This window comes from Clostridium sp. BL-8 (assembly GCF_002006495.1).
Classification (GTDB): domain Bacteria; phylum Bacillota; class Clostridia; order Clostridiales; family Clostridiaceae; genus Clostridium.
In genome coordinates this window covers 56,479-73,175 of sequence record NZ_LZZL01000021.1, presented here as the reverse complement: position 1 = coordinate 73,175, position 16,697 = coordinate 56,479, and the positions used below count along the sequence as shown (strand labels likewise).

16 protein-coding genes are annotated in these 16,697 nt (G+C 28.8%); 7 read left to right on the top strand and 9 right to left on the bottom strand.

Annotated elements, in window-relative coordinates; all coding sequences use genetic code 11:
• Positions 1–388: 388 nt before the first annotated feature.
• Positions 389–1,843 (bottom strand): aminoacyl-histidine dipeptidase, encoded by a 1,455-nt coding sequence (locus CLOBL_RS09460; RefSeq protein ID WP_077858792.1) that lies wholly within the window; start codon positions 1,841–1,843, stop codon positions 389–391.
• A 175-nt stretch (positions 1,844–2,018) separates the two neighbouring features.
• On the opposite strand from CLOBL_RS09460, the gene pyk reads away from it, so the two are divergent.
• The gene (gene pyk / locus CLOBL_RS09455) at positions 2,019–3,437 is read left to right on the top strand and encodes a pyruvate kinase (protein WP_077858791.1); all 1,419 of its coding nucleotides are present in this window, start codon (positions 2,019–2,021) and stop codon (positions 3,435–3,437) included.
• A gap of 73 nt (positions 3,438–3,510) precedes the next feature.
• On the opposite strand, the gene rpsA is transcribed toward pyk, so the two are convergent.
• Positions 3,511–4,665, bottom strand: coding sequence for a 30S ribosomal protein S1 (gene rpsA, locus CLOBL_RS09450; RefSeq protein ID WP_077858790.1), 1,155 nt, complete (start codon positions 4,663–4,665; stop codon positions 3,511–3,513).
• 465 nt (positions 4,666–5,130) lie between these two features.
• On the opposite strand from rpsA, the gene CLOBL_RS09445 reads away from it, so the two are divergent.
• Genes CLOBL_RS09445 through CLOBL_RS09435 form a run of 3 tightly spaced genes read left to right on the top strand, consistent with a single transcriptional unit; the run spans position 5,131 to position 7,133 of the window.
• A complete protein-coding gene (locus tag CLOBL_RS09445) occupies positions 5,131–5,781 on the top strand; it encodes a hypothetical protein (protein WP_077858789.1) in 651 nt (216 codons plus the stop codon).
• A 31-nt stretch (positions 5,782–5,812) separates the two neighbouring features.
• Complete coding sequence (locus CLOBL_RS09440; RefSeq protein ID WP_077858788.1) at positions 5,813–6,463, top strand: PspA/IM30 family protein; 651 nt, start codon at positions 5,813–5,815, stop codon at positions 6,461–6,463.
• Positions 6,464–6,473: 10 nt separating this feature from the next.
• Positions 6,474–7,133, top strand: a complete 660-nt coding sequence (locus CLOBL_RS09435; RefSeq protein ID WP_077858787.1) for a DUF1292 domain-containing protein — start codon at positions 6,474–6,476, stop codon at positions 7,131–7,133.
• Between the two features lie 169 nt (positions 7,134–7,302).
• Here CLOBL_RS09435 and CLOBL_RS09430 read toward each other — a convergent pair whose 3' ends face one another.
• From CLOBL_RS09430 to CLOBL_RS09410, 5 genes are all read right to left on the bottom strand, one after another.
• Positions 7,303–7,752 (bottom strand): CBS domain-containing protein, encoded by a 450-nt coding sequence (locus CLOBL_RS09430; protein ID WP_077858786.1) that lies wholly within the window; start codon positions 7,750–7,752, stop codon positions 7,303–7,305.
• A gap of 124 nt (positions 7,753–7,876) precedes the next feature.
• A complete protein-coding gene (locus CLOBL_RS09425) occupies positions 7,877–8,782 on the bottom strand; it encodes a 3'-5' exonuclease (RefSeq protein ID WP_077858785.1) in 906 nt (301 codons plus the stop codon).
• Positions 8,783–8,895: 113 nt separating this feature from the next.
• Entirely contained in the window at positions 8,896–10,689 is a 1,794-nt protein-coding gene (locus CLOBL_RS09420) for a MutS family DNA mismatch repair protein (RefSeq protein WP_077858784.1), read from the bottom strand.
• Positions 10,690–10,995: 306 nt separating this feature from the next.
• Positions 10,996–11,331, bottom strand: a complete 336-nt coding sequence (locus CLOBL_RS09415; RefSeq protein WP_077858783.1) for a FlxA-like family protein — start codon at positions 11,329–11,331, stop codon at positions 10,996–10,998.
• A gap of 36 nt (positions 11,332–11,367) precedes the next feature.
• Complete coding sequence (locus CLOBL_RS09410; protein WP_179117713.1) at positions 11,368–12,276, bottom strand: hypothetical protein; 909 nt, start codon at positions 12,274–12,276, stop codon at positions 11,368–11,370.
• 198 nt (positions 12,277–12,474) lie between these two features.
• Here CLOBL_RS09410 and CLOBL_RS09405 point away from each other — a divergent pair, with 198 nt between their 5' ends.
• Both CLOBL_RS09405 and CLOBL_RS09400 read left to right on the top strand, forming a co-directional pair.
• Positions 12,475–13,164, top strand: coding sequence for a response regulator transcription factor (locus tag CLOBL_RS09405; protein ID WP_077858782.1), 690 nt, complete (start codon positions 12,475–12,477; stop codon positions 13,162–13,164).
• A 36-nt stretch (positions 13,165–13,200) separates the two neighbouring features.
• Positions 13,201–14,685, top strand: a complete 1,485-nt coding sequence (locus CLOBL_RS09400; protein ID WP_077858781.1) for a HAMP domain-containing sensor histidine kinase — start codon at positions 13,201–13,203, stop codon at positions 14,683–14,685.
• Between the two features lie 10 nt (positions 14,686–14,695).
• On the opposite strand, the gene dcd is transcribed toward CLOBL_RS09400, so the two are convergent.
• Positions 14,696–15,217 (bottom strand): dCTP deaminase, encoded by a 522-nt coding sequence (gene dcd, locus CLOBL_RS09395; RefSeq protein WP_077858780.1) that lies wholly within the window; start codon positions 15,215–15,217, stop codon positions 14,696–14,698.
• A gap of 30 nt (positions 15,218–15,247) precedes the next feature.
• Positions 15,248–15,997 (bottom strand): hypothetical protein, encoded by a 750-nt coding sequence (locus tag CLOBL_RS09390; RefSeq protein WP_077858779.1) that lies wholly within the window; start codon positions 15,995–15,997, stop codon positions 15,248–15,250.
• A 336-nt stretch (positions 15,998–16,333) separates the two neighbouring features.
• On the opposite strand from CLOBL_RS09390, the gene CLOBL_RS09385 reads away from it, so the two are divergent.
• Positions 16,334–16,663: a HesB-like protein gene (locus CLOBL_RS09385; protein ID WP_077858778.1), complete on the top strand. Its 330-nt coding sequence runs from the start codon at positions 16,334–16,336 to the stop codon at positions 16,661–16,663.
• Positions 16,664–16,697: the final 34 nt, after the last annotated feature.

The window sequence follows — 16,697 nt, the reverse complement described above, 5'->3', positions numbered from 1 at the left end:
CCTGATGAAAAATATTCAAGGCAACCTTGGAACTGTTATTTATTTTCATGTGCCTAATCCCATTTAGTTTAGAAAACATTTTCATTTTTGTTTTCACTATCCTAATATTTAACACATGTCTCTAGTATATTCATAAGCCGGCTCCAGGTCAAGCTGATAACGCTTTCATATGCTTATTTAAGTTAAAATATCTTTGTCTTTCTCAATTTTTCTTAAAATAATAATAATATCCTTCATAATTTATATTTTTTGCCTTATTCAAATTGCATTCTTACTAATTTCAATTTCATAGCATTTTTTTATTAACATCATACTTAATATAATAAAAAAATAAGTTAACCACCAAATATAAAATCATATTGCTAGTTAACTTATCTTTAAATAGATATTATCTTATTTCTTTAAGAACTTCTAATACATATTCAAAACATCTACGAGCAGATGATATACTCAAGTGTTCATTTGGAGTGTGTATGTCTATAATATCAGGTCCAAAACTAATCATATCTAAATCCCCTAATTTCTCTTTAAGGATTCCACATTCTAAACCTGCATGAATAGCAACAACATCTGGTTCTTTACCATACATTCTAGAATATACATTTTTGCATATTTCTCTTATTTTTGAATCGGTTTTATATGGCCATTCTGGATAAGCTGCATGAGCTGTAAGTGTTCCTCCTAAAGCTTCAGTTAAGCAATTATTTCTCTCAACCAGTTCATCCTTTAACGAATGTACAGAACTTCTTACGGCACTATGATATTCTAGGGTATTTTCTTTTGTCATTACAACACCAATATTTGTTGAACTTTCTACTAAACCTTCTATGTCGGAACTCATTGTATTTATGCCATTTGGATATAAATAAGATAAACTAATTACTTTTTTTGTAGTTTCATCAGAAAATACCTTTTCTACTTTTTCTTTATTTTCTGACATTACTACATTTAATTCAGGATCTTTTTTGTAAAATTCTTTTTTAAGTTTTTCATATACTTTTGTTTTTATTTCAGTTAATTCTTTTTCTTTTGATGCATCGATTGAAATAACTGCTACAGATTCTCTTGGAATCGCATTATCTTTTGCACCACCATTTAGTGAAACTAAATTAAAGTTAATTTCTTTTGAGATTTCTCTAAGTAATCTTCCCATTAATTTATTTGCATTTCCTCTTCCTAAATGAATTTCAGCTCCTGAATGGCCGCCTTTTAATCCCTTAATTTCAAGTACAAATTCTTTTGTATTTTCTTTTTTATCTATCCAATTAATAGGTAGTACTGATTGTGTTCTAATTCCACCAGCACAACTAACCCAAAGCTTTCCTTCTTCTTCTGAATCTAGATTTAAAACTATCTTTCCATCAAGATGTTTTGCCTGTACTGCATTAGCTCCAGTCATTCCTGTTTCTTCATCTGTTGTTATTAATACTTCAATAGGAGGATGCTCTATTGTATCATCTTCTAATATTGCCATTGCATAAGCTACAGCAATTCCATCATCCCCTCCAAGAGTGGTTTTATCTGCATATATATAATCACCATCAACGACTAATTCTATAGGATCTTTTGTAAAATCATGAACTTTATCATTATTTTTTTCACAAACCATGTCCATATGACCTTGAATAATTACAGTTGGTGCATTTTCATAGCCTTTGGAAGCAGGTTTTTTAATAATTATATTTAAAGCGTTATCTTGGATACACTCTAATCCTAATTTCTTCGCAAAACTAAGCAAATAGTCACTTATTTGCTTTTCATTACCAGAACCTCTTGGTATTTTACTTATTTGTTCAAAATGATAAAAGATTCTCTCCTTTGTAAGATTATCTAAATTTTTCATTCTATACTCTCTTCCTTTCTCTAATTATATGATAGAATAATATTATACATATCTTTTATTAGTTTATCATAAAATACTGCTACATACTGCTATATTATGTATATTTTTATTATTTTATGATTTATTATTTTACACACTATATATATTATACAAAATTTTAATGCGAGGTGTTTATATGCAAAAAACAAAAATGATTTTTACTATTGGTCCTGCAAGTGATAATGAAGAAACTCTAAAAAAATTTATTGAAATCGGAATGAGTGCTGCCAGATTAAATTTTTCTCATGGCACACACGAATCACATGGAGAAAAAATCAAACTTATTAAGCGTTTAAGCCAAGAGATGGATTCTGCAACAGCTATAGTTCTTGATATAAAAGGCCCAAAAATCAGAACTCATAATTTTGTAAATGATGGTGTAACTCTTAATGAAGGAGATAATTTTGATTTCATTTGCGGAGAAGAAATTCTTGGTGATGAAAAAAGATGCTCTATTTCATATGATGTGCTTTATGAAGATATACAAGTTGGTGGAAAAATTCTTGTTGATGACGGTCTTTTAAAGTTCAAAGTTACTGGAGTTGAAGGAAAAACAATTCACACAAAAGTTGTAGTTGGTGGAGAAATTAAGAACCATAAGGGCGTTAATGTTCCTAATGTAGTTATTAAACTTCCATCAATCACAGAAAAAGATATTGAAGATATTAAATTTGGCTGTAAAATGGGTGTCGACTTTATAGCTGCTTCTTTCATAAGAAAAGCTAGTGACATCCTTGACGTAAAAAAAGTTTTAAAAGAAAATCATGGTGAACATATTAAGGTAATAGCTAAAATAGAAAATCAAGAAGGTGTAGATAATATCGATTCTATAATCGAAGTTACTGACGCTGTAATGGTTGCTAGAGGAGACATGGGGGTTGAAATTCCAATCCAAAGAGTACCTATAAATCAAAAAATGATAATTAAGAAATGTAATGAAGCAGGTAAAATTGTTATAACTGCAACACAAATGCTTGACTCAATGATTAGAAATTCACTTCCAACAAGAGCTGAAGCTAGTGATATTTGTAATGCTATCTTTGATGGTACAGATGCAATCATGTTAAGTGGTGAAAGTGCTTCAGGACTTTTCCCTATAGAAGCTGCAAAAACAATGTCTAAAATAGCTCAAGAGACTGAAGAATATTTAGATTACAATTCTTTAACTGCAAGACTTAGAGAACCTTCTCTTAATGATTACGCATCTGCAATAAGCTATTCTGCTTGTAGAACTGCAAATCTTTTACATGCAAAGGCCATTGTTGCTGCAACAAAGAGTGGTGCAACTGCAAGAATTCTTTCAAGATATAGATCAAAAGCGCCAATCATTGCAATAACACCTTATGATCAAGTAAGAAGAACATTAAATTTACACTTTGGAATATGTCCTATGAAGTGCGACATGTTTAACACAACAGATCAAATATTAACTGAAGCTAAAAATATAGTATATAAATTAGGAATTACTGAACCTGGAGATGACATAATAGTTGCTGCTGGAATGCCAACAACTCATACTGGTGGAACTAATATGTTAAAGATTGAAAAAATTTAGTTTAATAAATATTTGACATAAATAAAAATAAGTATGGGACATCTCCCATACTTATTTTTATTTATATTTTTAGTTACTCAAACTTAAAACCTTTAAGTAAATCTCCAAGTGATGTTCCTCCATCATCTTCATGATCCACATAATCAAGGTATTCTTTACTGCTTTCTACAGCCTCTTTTATGCTTAATGCTATTCTTTTATCTTCTTTATTTATATTTAATATTTTAACTTTTACCTTTTGATTTACTTCTAGCACATCTGAAGGCTTTGCTATATTATCATCAGTAATTTCTGTTATGTGTACTAAGCCTTCTATACCATCAAACAATTCCACGAAGGCACCAAATGATGTAAGACGTACAACTTTACCCTCTAGTACATCCCCCTCTTTAATATCATTTCCATGCACTGTCCATGGCTCTTTAGCTACATCTTTTAATATTAAAGATAATCTTCCATTTTTCTTGTCTATATTTCCTATAAATACCTCTACTTTATCCCCTTCCTTAACTATATCTTCAGGTTTATTTACTCTTTCCCATGATAAATCTGAAAGATGAATTAATCCTTCTACTCCTCCAATATCTACAAAAGCACCAAATTTAACAAGTTTTTTAACAACACCATTTCTTTTTTCGCCTTCTACTAGACCATCCCATACTATTTTCTTGTTCTTGTTATATTCTTCCTCTTCAATGATTTTTCTTGATGCTACAATTTTGTTATTTCTTAAATCTAATTCTGTAATTCTAACTTCTAATTCTTTTCCTACTAAGGTTTCAAGTTCAATTCTTTCTCTACTCGCAAGTGATCCTGGAATAAAAATTCTTACATTTCCATAGTAAACAATTACTCCACCTTTAACTTCTTCTTTAACTTTAACAACAATATTTTTTTGTTCTTTAAAGAATGTATCTATATCTTCCTTTTCTTTTATTTCTTGAGCTTTTATTAAAGAAAGTTCAACATACCCATCTCCATCATTTGGAGATAAAACATATACATAAATTTCGTCATCTTTATTAACTACTTCTCTAGGGTCTTTTTCATCTACAGATAATTCCTCTTTAGTTATTAATCCATCAAAAGCGTAGTTTATGTTAACCGATACTTCCTTATCATTTACATCAATAACTTTACCTTTTAAAATATCTCCCTCTCTCAATCTTTTTACATCATAATTATTTAAAAGTTCACTCATGCTCATTTCCATATCTTCATTAGACATAAAAAATCCTCCTCTCTGATTAAGGCATATGAAAGAAAATAACAAGTTCGATTGTTATTTTTTTGATTATGCCTAGTCTAACTATAATATTAATCCAAGAAATGTTTTTATGCAATGTATCGCAATCAGCATGAATATTTTCTAAATTTCTTTATTCTAAAACTCATATCAACTTAAACTCAATTGCCAAATAATTTTATTATTATCATATTCAACAATTATATGTCCTTCCTTTCATATATTTATTTTATTATCTCTTTATCTTTTATTCGTCAAAAATGTCTGGTTGAAACTAAATAGTATTTATTAACCTTTTAAATAATAGATAATACTACTATTAGTAAGTAAAACAACTGCATATCAAAATAATTAATTCTAATCATGTTTTTCGTTCTTTTTTTGACGTTTTTCCATATTGTGCATATAGGAGCTTTTCTATATAATAAATACATAATCTTTTAAGGGGTGATCACTATTCATAAGATTAAAAAAAAATATGTTTTAACTCTATTTTTAACACTTATATTTACATTTTCAAGTTTACCCTTAGACATTTTATCATTTACAAGCATAACTAAAGTTAACAATACTACTGCATTTGCTAAATCTAGTTCAAGTAGCAGATCCAGTTCAAGCAGTTCAAAATCTAGCAGTGGATTTAGTTCTGGATCATTTAGTGGTTCATCCAGCAAATCTTCTACCGGAACAAGCAGCAGTGGGTCAACTAGTTCAAAGAGCAGTGAAGGATTTAAGTCAGGTAATTATTCAAGCAGTAGTGATAATTCTTCAGATAAATCTACTGATTCCTCATCTTCAAGTAATGGAGGCGCAAAAGGGTTTAGCAGTGGATCTTATTCTTCTACTGATAAAAATAAAACCACTGATTCATCAAATAATGCAAATACAAAAGATAATGGTGGAAATAGTACTCAAACATATAACAGCGGCTATGGCCGGTCTTCATTTTGGCCATTCTTCTGGGGGGGCGGCAACCACTTTTTCAGTCCATTTTATTTTGGCTCAGCTATAAGTTCAATAATTAATACTTTAATTTTAGCTGCATTATTTATTGTAGTTATCATAATAATAAAAAAATACTTAAATAAAAGAAAATAAAAAAATAATAGATATTTCAGGAGGTATTAACATGGGAATCTTTTCAAGAATGTCAAACATGATTAAGGCAAAGGTAAATAATTCATTAGATGAAATGGAGAATCCAGTTGAATTATTGGATCAAAAATTAAGGGACATGGATGAACAATTTAGTAAAGCTAAATTAAGTTCAGCTCAAATCTTAGGCAATGTTCACGAAATTGAAAAAAAATTAGAGACTGCTAAGAAAGAATCTGATGATTATGATCAAAAAGTAAAATTAGCCTTGAGCAAAGGCAATGAAGATTTAGCTAAAAGAGCTTTAGCTAAAAAAGTTGAAACAGATAAAACAATCTCTTCTTTACAAGCAAGTTATGATAATGCCAAAGTCCAAGCTGATACATTAAAAGCAAATCTTCGTGCTTTAGAAGAAGAAATAACAAAAACAAGAAATTATAGAGACGAAGCAGCTGCGAGATATGCTAATGCTGAAGCATCCCAAAAAGTTAACGAAGTTCTTGCTAATGTACAGACTAAGAGCAATTCAATTCAAATAGACAGTATTGAAAGAAAAATTCAAAGAAAAGAATCTCTTGCTCAAGGCTTAGGAGAATTACGAGATTTAGATGATTTTGACAGTGAATTCAAAAAATTAGATGAAGTTGATTTAGATGCAGAACTTGAAAAATATAAAACTAATTAGGTGATACGACATGGATAATTCTAAAGATATTGATTATATCAATGAGGAAAGAAGATATTGGGGAAAGAGATATACTGATGTAGCTTATGCTATTAATGAGATATCCCCCTTTCTCTCTGAAAAAGATATAAAAACACGAAAATATTTTACTAAAGCATCAATACTTCAAGAATATATTAAACTTTTAGATTCAGCTGAAGCTGATTGTAAAAAGAAATCTTTATTTTCAATGTTTAAATCTAGTCCCAGCATTACTCTGCTTAAAGACTTTAAAGGTAAAAATAGAGAATCATTTATGCAACTGGAGAAGTGTTCTCATTGCCAATGTTTAAATTGTGCTTTTGACTGTACTTTTAAAAAGTGTTCCAGTTGTAGAGAAGGTTCTATGATTTACTCTTGTGATAAAGAAAAGGTCAATGTAAGAAAATTTGATAATTTCACCTTAGACCTTGTTAATAATGATACTGGAATGTCTTCAAATTATAAAGTTTTAGCTGTTGTTGAAGATTGTATATTAGACAAGCTATATATTTTATTAGAAAACAATACTAATTCTAATGATAAATTAGTATTGTACTATTATCCAGGAATTAAAGATGATTCCTTTGGTGAAATAACAGATGTAACTGAATTTGATTTTGTAGTTGAAGCATATCAAAACGCAGAATAACAAAATAAGAAAACTATCAAATCGAAGTATTTTCAATTTGATAGTTTTCTTATTATATCTATATATAATTTAAATTATAAACTGGAATTAATTAAATGTTTCTGAATATAAAAGGATTTCATGATAAATTATTGGCTGCTAATTGTCAATTAGCATATAATTTAATTCATCAGCCTTCATCATACATAGAAAAATGTTGTGCTTCTAGCTCTTTTCTCTTTTGCATCTCGTTAAAGCAATAGTTTATTATATCACTTCTCTTTATTATTCCAATAAAAATACCATTATCATCAGTTACTGGAACAAAATTCTGACTTATAGCTAATGATATCAAACTTTCTATATTTGATGTTATTGAGACTGATTTATGAGTTATTCTCTTAGGTATATCTTTAACTCTAATAGATTCTGTATTCTTAAAATCTAAAGTATGAGTATTTTTCAATTTCCACAATAAATCGCCCTCTGTTAAGGTTCCAACATATTTCCCTTCTTTATCAATAATTGGTATTGCAGTATAACCATGATGCTCCATTTTCTCCATAACTTGTCTCATAGTTGCATCCTGACTTTCACATACTACTTCATTTTTAGGTGTAAGAAAAAAGGCAATATTCATAAATAAAATCCTTTCCTTAAATGTATTGATTTAATTTTGTCTTCAAACTATATTTTATCATATATAAAGCTAAAATTCTTTTAAGAAATCATTACTATTTACTGAATTTTTATTAAACTTGTCTTTAATCTCTATTATTCTCTAATTTATATACGTAATTTAAATACACCTGATTTTTTAAAATACTGCTTACTTCATTATATCCCTGATCTCCTTGAAGAGTTTTTTTCACTAATACTTCACATAAGACATTACTCTTACATTTTGGACATATACCTACAGCTGCAAACCTCCAATTTAAAAGCTTTATTGGTGTCTCTAGTTCTACTTTTTTTCCACACTTTGGACACTTCAACATTAATTCTGACTCATCAATTTTTACTTCATCAAGATTTTCCACATGAATAGCTGGCATATTATATATATCTTTAACTAAATAATTCTTAATAATCCTAGAATTGTATACCCTTCTAAAAACTTCACTTGTATATTTAGCATCATTCAATGCATCATGTAATTTTGTGTCATCTACTTTGATTTTTAGTTCATCTAAAGCAACTTTTAAACCTAAAGCCTTCTTATGAGCCAACATCTTACTTGTATATTCCTGAATATCTAAATATTCATTAAGCCATCTTAAATCATTATAATTAAAATAGTTGGCATTTATTATTAATTCTGCGACATCATCCTTTGCCCACGAGCAAAGAATATCTCCTTCTTCAAACATGTCTTTAAGTTTATTTATAGCTTCTTCAAATGATATCCCGCTTTTATCAAGTATATTCATATCTATTTTAGTAATTTCCGTTACTATAGGATTAATTACCGGAAAAATTGTAGGTTTAATATATTCCCTAATTTCACTAACTGGCTTCATATACTGGTCTACTTTCACAGCTCCTATTTCTATGATTTCATTTTCTAATCCAATATCATTAAATTCACCATATGTTTCAAAAAAATCTTTATAATAATTAGTTATATTTTTCAAATTGTTAAACTCTAAATCTATAATGATGTACCCCATAATATTTAATCCTTTCTAATGTTACTTATAATTTTTAAATTATAAACTTTACTTACAGATATAATAACTATCTATTTAAGTTAAACTTTTGTGTGTATCTATACTACACGCAATTATAAGTTTATTCCTGCTAACTTCATGAGATGAATTGCATTTTGCGTTTCACTTTTTCCCCTTCTTAATGTGTAGTCAAATTTAATTTTATCATTTTCATAAAATTCTCTAAAATTATAATTTATTATGCTCCTATTTTCCCTCTCTAAATCGCACAATTCCAAATCATGGGTAGACACTAGTCCCACCCCTCCATATTTAATTAGCTGCTTAATTAATACTATAGCACCCGTATGTCTATCTTTAGAATTGGTTCCCTTGAATATTTCATCTAAAAGGAAAAATATTTTTTCACCATTTTTAGATGCTTCGATCAATATTTTTATTCTTAAAATTTCTGCATAGAATGATGAAATACTTTCTTCTAAGTTATCCTTTGTTCTCATACAAGTATATATATTCATAATTCCACAAGAGAACTTATCTGCACATACTGGTGCTCCTATATAACTTAATACTAAGTTTACTCCTATTGTTCTCAAAAATGTACTTTTACCAGACATATTTGAACCTGTAATTAAAGCTACTTTCTGTTCCTGACTTAACGAAAATGTATTTTTGATCGCCTTTTTTCCAAGTAGTGGGTGACCTATATTTATTCCATCTACTTCACTTTTATCCAAGATGACAGGATAAGTCCACTCTTCATTTTCAAAGGCTAAATTACTTACACTGTTTAATGCATCTATTTCATGCATGACTTTAAGCCATTCTTTAAGATTGTCACCATTTCTTTCTCTCCATTTTTCCAGGCTTCTAATTAAAAATACATCCAAAAATACAAGTATATTTAATATGAGATAATATGCATTATATATGCTGTTTCCTGACCAATCTAATATTTTAGAGAACTTTTCCATTTCCTCTTTGCAACTCAAATCATCATTTTTTAATTGTTTTTGTAATCTTTTCAAATAAAAAGAATTAAATTCTTCCTCTTCTATTAATTTTAAAATTTTGCTATATCCATATACACTATTTTTTATAGAGTCAAATAATTTTATTTCTTCCATTATCCCTTTAGATAATATCTTAACGACAAGAAAGTTTACCATAAAGTCCAACATTAAAAATGATGCTGGGATTACTCTTTTTAATACTAAATATATTGAAAAAATTGTAATTAAAATAAAAGTACATGCAATTGAAATTCTTAGGAAACTCGAAGATGATTCTTTTTCTTTACTCCAATTGATTAAGCTAAATAGCTCTGTATCTTTTGACCTCTTTAAACTTCCTTCAACAATAATTTTCTGTCTCCATATGATTTTTTTCCCTAATTCCATTATAGCTTCTTGCTTTTCTTTAATTTCATCTCTATTAAATTTTTTTTCTTTTTTTAATAGTCTTGCTAGCTCTATTCTTCCGCCTTTAGTAACTGTAGTGTTAATATATTGAAAGATAGAGTTGTTTCCAAATACATCCAAATCATCTATAAATGGATGTTGCTCATCCAAATATTCGGAACCTTTATCTTCAAAATGCACAAAATTTCCATTAACCCTTTCTAATCCTTTTTTATTGATCCCTATTAATAAATCAATCCTTTTTTTATACTCAAATATATTATTATGATAAAAAATTAAAATTAGAAAAATAACCACAAAGAACAGAGTTGATAATATAATAAGACTTATATTATTTTTTCTATATAATAAATAATCAATAAAAACACATAAAAGTACTGCTATTAATCTACTCCACCCAACGATATTTACTTTAACACTAAGCTCTTCACTTTTCTTATTGTTTTTTTCTACACTGCTTTTATAAAATTCTTCTGCTAAACTCATAATTCCTCCTAACCAATAATTTTTCAAATATACCAAAATTAATAGTGTAAATTCCCTTTCATATTTTGCTCTAAATACAAATTATTCTTTAATAGCTATGCCCTTCTTTTCACTTATTATAGCATAAAATAACTTTTAAGTAAGCCTTTTCAATGCAGCTAGAAACAGCATAAATCTAACTCATAACTAATTAAAGTATTGTTTAAGTTTATATAAATTCGCCTATGTATCAACTAACTAAAAAAAGAAGGCTTAATGAATATGCCTTCTTCTTCAAGTTTATTATTAATACCTTAGAATGCTTTATTAAGCATAAGTATCAATACCATCACTCTTATTTGATTGTGCTGTATCATTGCTACTATTGCTACTATTACTACTATTGGTGTCATTTTGAGAAATTTTATTAGTTTGGTTAGATTTCTGTGATTGAATCTCAGCTTCAATGTTTTGTATTTCTGCCTGTATTTCTGAAACTTTTGCGCTTTTTGTTTTTGCATCATCCTTACTTGCTTCTTCCTCTTGCAATTCTGTTTTAAGGCTATCTAATTCTTTTTCAAGTGAATTTGCTGTACTGCTGCTTGCACTTGATGCTGAATACGAATTAGTGGATGATATTCCCGAAACTGACGAAATATTCATAATTTATTCTCCTCTCCATCTATTTTACATTGTCATTTAAAATGCGCTTCTTATTGAATCTTCTTGCTCTTCTGCTGTTGTCCCTGAAGCTACTAAACTTTCTAATGGATCTTCTAAACTACTTGATGATTGATTCATTTCTGGTCTTGGTCTATTCGCTTTCATAGCTTCTTCGAATGCACTTTTAATAGCATCTTCCTGATCTTGTGTTATTGTTCCTGATGTTACTAAATCCGCTAAGGGATCTTCCTGTGCATTTGATGATTTATCATTACTTGTTTCATTTGCTTTTCTTGCCTCATCGAGCGCACTCTTAATTGCATCTTCCTGATCTTGTGTTATTTTTCCTGAACTCACCAAACTTGCTAGTGGATCTTTTTCTCCATTTACTGATGTGTTATCATCTGTTTTATCGGCTTCTATAGCTTCTTCTAGGGCATTCTTGATTTCATCTTCTTGGTCTTGTGTTATTGTTCCTGAACTCACTAAATCTGCTAATGGATCTGTTTCAGTACTCGTTGAAGTGTTATTCCTTGATGAATTATTAGTACTTCTTGAAGCATCTAATGCACTTTTAATTGAATCTGCTTGTGTTTGTGTTATTGTTCCCGCACTTATCAAACTTTCTAATGGATTTTGAGTTTTAGTATTACCATATGTTCCTGAAGCTTGTATCGACTTACCTCCAGCTTGAAATGCACTTTGAACAGCGCTTGCCTGATCTTCTGTTAATGTTCCACTTTCAACTAAGCTATCTAAAACACTACTTCCAGATGTGCTTTGTGTTGAACCTGTTAGTGTTTGAGCTGCTTGCTGACTTATTGTTACAGAATCAGATTCTTTGCTTTTTTCTTCCTTTACTTTTTCTTGCTGCACCGCTCTTGCTTCTTGTATCTTTTTTTCAAGATATACTTCTGTGCTTTGACTGCTGCTTATTGTGTTCATAATATAATTCTCTCCTTTAACCTGCTTCCCTGCATTTATTTTTTCCTATATTATAATTCATCGAAATATAATGTCTTAAATCTAACGTAGTGCTGTGGCAATTTTGCGGCAAATTTGTGGCAAATCAATATAGATATGAAATTAAAATAGTATCCAAGCTCATATATGATAAAATATATTTTGAGGTGAACTAATTTCATGGATAAAAAATTAATATACATTGCTGATGATGAAATTAATATTTGTAATATAATAAAATCTTTTCTTATTAACGATGGTTTTGAAGTAGAAATATTTCCAGATGGAAACGCTCTTTTAGAAGCGTTTAATAGAAAACAAGCTGACATGCTTATATTAGATATTATGATGCCAGAAATAGATGGATATGCTCTTTGTTCCTTAATAAGACTAAAAAGCTGTGTGCCAATAATAATAGTATCTGCGAAAGATACCGAATCTGATAAAATAACTGGTCTTAAGCTAGGTTGCGATGATTATCTTACCAAACCTTTTAGTCCCTTGGAGCTTATTGCAAGGATTAACAGTATATTTAGAAGAATAGATTTGGACAAAGCATCTATAAACAATAGTAAAATTGTTAAAATATCTGATATTTCCATAAACCTCGATACTAAACAAGCTGAAGTAAGTGGTAGTCCATTAGCTCTTACAGTTATGGAATTATCTCTTCTTTATTATCTTATAGAAAACAAAAATAGGGCCGTTAGCAGAAATGAACTTTTAGATAAGGTATGGGGATTTGAAAATAAGGTAGAAACTAGGGCTACTGATGATATGATAAAGAGAATACGAAAGAAACTTTTTGATGCAAATTCATCCCTAAAAATCCATACAATATGGGGGTTTGGCTTCACTATATATGATTAGTAAAAAATTTTATAAATATAAAGACTGGATGGTATTATGAGAAGAGATACAATAACATGGCGAATTTTTAAATATAACATTATTATAATTTTTATGTTAATCATATTGACTACAATAATATTCAATGTAGCTATACGGCTATATATTGAAAATGATTCTGTAACACAATTAAAAAAAATAGCATCAAACGCTGAAAATACTGCACTTTTGCATGGTCCGGACTTTTTTCCTAAAGATCAAAAGTTACCTCCTCCTGATTCACCAAATGTTAAAGCACCTCCAACTAATTTACAAGGAGAAAATGATCCTTTTAGATACTATTTTATGTTGGACCGATCATTAAAGGAACCTTTTTCTATGTTAAATGCAGACTTCATATTATTAGATAAAAATAAAAATAGAATCATACCTTTTCAGGAAAATTCCACTTCAATACATGTTGAACTTATGAAAAAAGTTATTGATAAAATTAATAGTTCAAAAGATAGAAATACTGAAACTGAATTAAACCTTACTTTATCAAACACTCAATACATAGCAATTATAAAGCCTGTATCCGATAAGAACTCTTTTGGTTTAGGTTGGATAATTGTATACTCAAGCATCCAAAAGATAAATCAACTACAATTAGGGATAAACATAATTCTTTTTCTCATACTTATTTTTTCTGCTTTAATTACCGTAGTATTTTCTTCACGTGTGTCAAAAAAAATATCAGAACCATTTTATCATCTAAATAAATATATAAGAGCTATTTCCGAAAGAAACTTCGGTAATAAAATTGAAATGCCAGTATATAATGAATTGAATGATTTTGTGAATAATATTAATATTATGTCCGAAAAACTTGAAACTTACGATAAAGCCCAAAAAACATTTTTACAAAATGTATCTCATGAATTTAGGACCCCGCTTATGTCTATTCAGAGTTATACTGAAGGCATTAAATATAAAGTTGTTGATAATGATACTGCTATTACAGTTATACTTTCCGAAATTAAACGTATGACAAATTTAGTTGAAGATTTATTGTATTTGTCTCGTCTTGATGCAATCGAGGAAAATTATAACTATACGCATTTAAATCTTAACGAATTAATAAATAGATGTGTACACAGCATGAATCTACTTGCAGGAAAAAATTCGTTAGTCATAAATACTAATCTTCCAGCAGAAATAATTCAAATTTGCGCAGATGAAGAGAAACTTTCTCGTGCAATTAATAACATCATTAGCAATTGTATCAGATATGCTAATACGTGCATTTCGATAAACCTAGAAATTATAGATGATGTCAGAGTAAAGCTCTTAATCTATGATGATGGGCCTGGTTTTAATGATTTTGATCTTTCCAATATGTTTGAAAGATTTTATAAAGGGAAGAATGGGAACCTAGGATTAGGATTATCCATTAGTAAAAATATTATTGAAAAGCTAAATGGTAAAATTCATGCAAAAAACTCACTGTCTCAAACAGGTGCAATGTTTATAATAGAATTACTAAAGGATTTTGAAAAATAATTGACATTTATTATTTTTCAAAATCCTTATACATAAGACTTGGCTGTACTCCTGTATTATTTTGATATTTTCCACTGCTATACAGATCATATTCTCCATGAATGTCATGATAATATATTTGACATATTTCAACATTTGGATAAACTATTATTGGCTGAACACAGAAAATTTCCAACGTCCAATATCCTGAAAAGCCAATATCACCAAAACCAGCCGTAACATGGATAAATAGTCCAAGTCTGCCTGTAGATGACCGACCTTCAAGCATTGGGACATATTTATTAGTACTAGTAAATTCATTTGTCCTGCCTAGATACAGTCTACCTGGTTCTAATTGTAATCCTTCCTCTGGAATCACTATTTTTTGAGTTGAATTTGGAGTTTTCATATCTAATACATTATTTTCATAAACTAATAATTCATTATGTAAGGTTAAATTATAGCTATTAGGATTTATTCTCTTTTCATTAAATGGCTCAATTATTATACTATTGCCAATATTTTTTAATATCTCTTTTCCTGATAATATCATAATTTTCCTCCCATTTATAACACATACAGTTTACATATCTGCATTTAAAATTTCTTTAAATTCAAATAATATTTTCTTTACTTTTTCTTCTTCAAGCGGCTTATAGCTTTCTATATATCCAGATGCATCAAGAGCTTCATATGCTTTTTTACTCATAGAAATCCAATTTTCTGGTATATACACCCATATAATATCCTCATACTTGCAGCTAAGCAAAAAATGTTCTACTCCCCAAAATGCATATTCTTCAATTTCATGTAAATCATTAAAAATTTTATAGTCTTGAACAACTTCAGGAACTAATTCATATTTATATAAGTCAACATAGAAAAAATCAAATTTTTCTCCCTTAGCTTTAAAAGGATCACCCTTAATTATCTTTATTTTATCATTTTTTTTAAAACTTTGGTTGTATAAATTTATTAGTTCTTCATTTGCTTCATATACAATAACTTCCTTAACCTTAGGTTTCATTGCAATTTCTTGAACTACATACCCTATTCCAAGACCTACTATGCCAACTCTTCCTTGTGCAAAAGCAATAGCCTCATACGAACTCTCTATTTCCTTAGGCATAAGTTTCATTAGACTAATCCCTTTTTTATATAATTTAACTATATCTACATTATATTCCTCTTTATTTTCATACATATATCCATGTAAATCTTCTTTTTTCATGGTATCTTTAACTATTTTATAGTCACCACAAGTTCCTTGATTAATTAAATCACTGTATTTTTTTATCTCTTGGAACACGAAATTTTTATTGTATGGTTTCATAGTTAATTCCCTTTCTTACAATATTTAACACAGAATTCTTAATATCTTTACTATATCATAATATTTTAATAAATGAGTAACATTCTCACATATTTTTTATATTTATGTATATATTCAATTAATTTATACGTTTTACATCTAGATACTTACTTATCAAATATCCGTCCCAAATCTAATTTCATTATTGCAACATATATATATTTGATAAACCATAATATAATAACACATTATTAACTTCAATATAACCGTCAAATAAACTTTTTATTTATATACATATATGCTATACTTATTCTAATGATTTAATTCATTAATATTTTGTAAAGTAGAGGTGTTTATATGAAAAATGTTACTATAAGTGAAGAAGCTTATAATGAATTTAAAGCTTTTTTAGAAGAAAATGAAATAGCTGATTTTAATATTAGAATAAATTTTGCCGGCTCTGCATGTAGCGGCCCAATATTTAACATATCTGTTTCAAATGCAAGTGATGATGACGAAGTTGAAAAGATTAATGACATCTCATTCATATATGAAAAAAGCTTAATCGACCAGTTCGGAGGATTTATAATTCTTTCTTCTGAAGAAAATGACGGTAATGGTTTAAGTTTAAAACCTGTCATTGAGCCTGAAGGTGGATGCGGTGGTTCTTGTGCTGGATGCCACTAAACCAGCTTACAATTCATAGTTTAAGGTTAAGGGC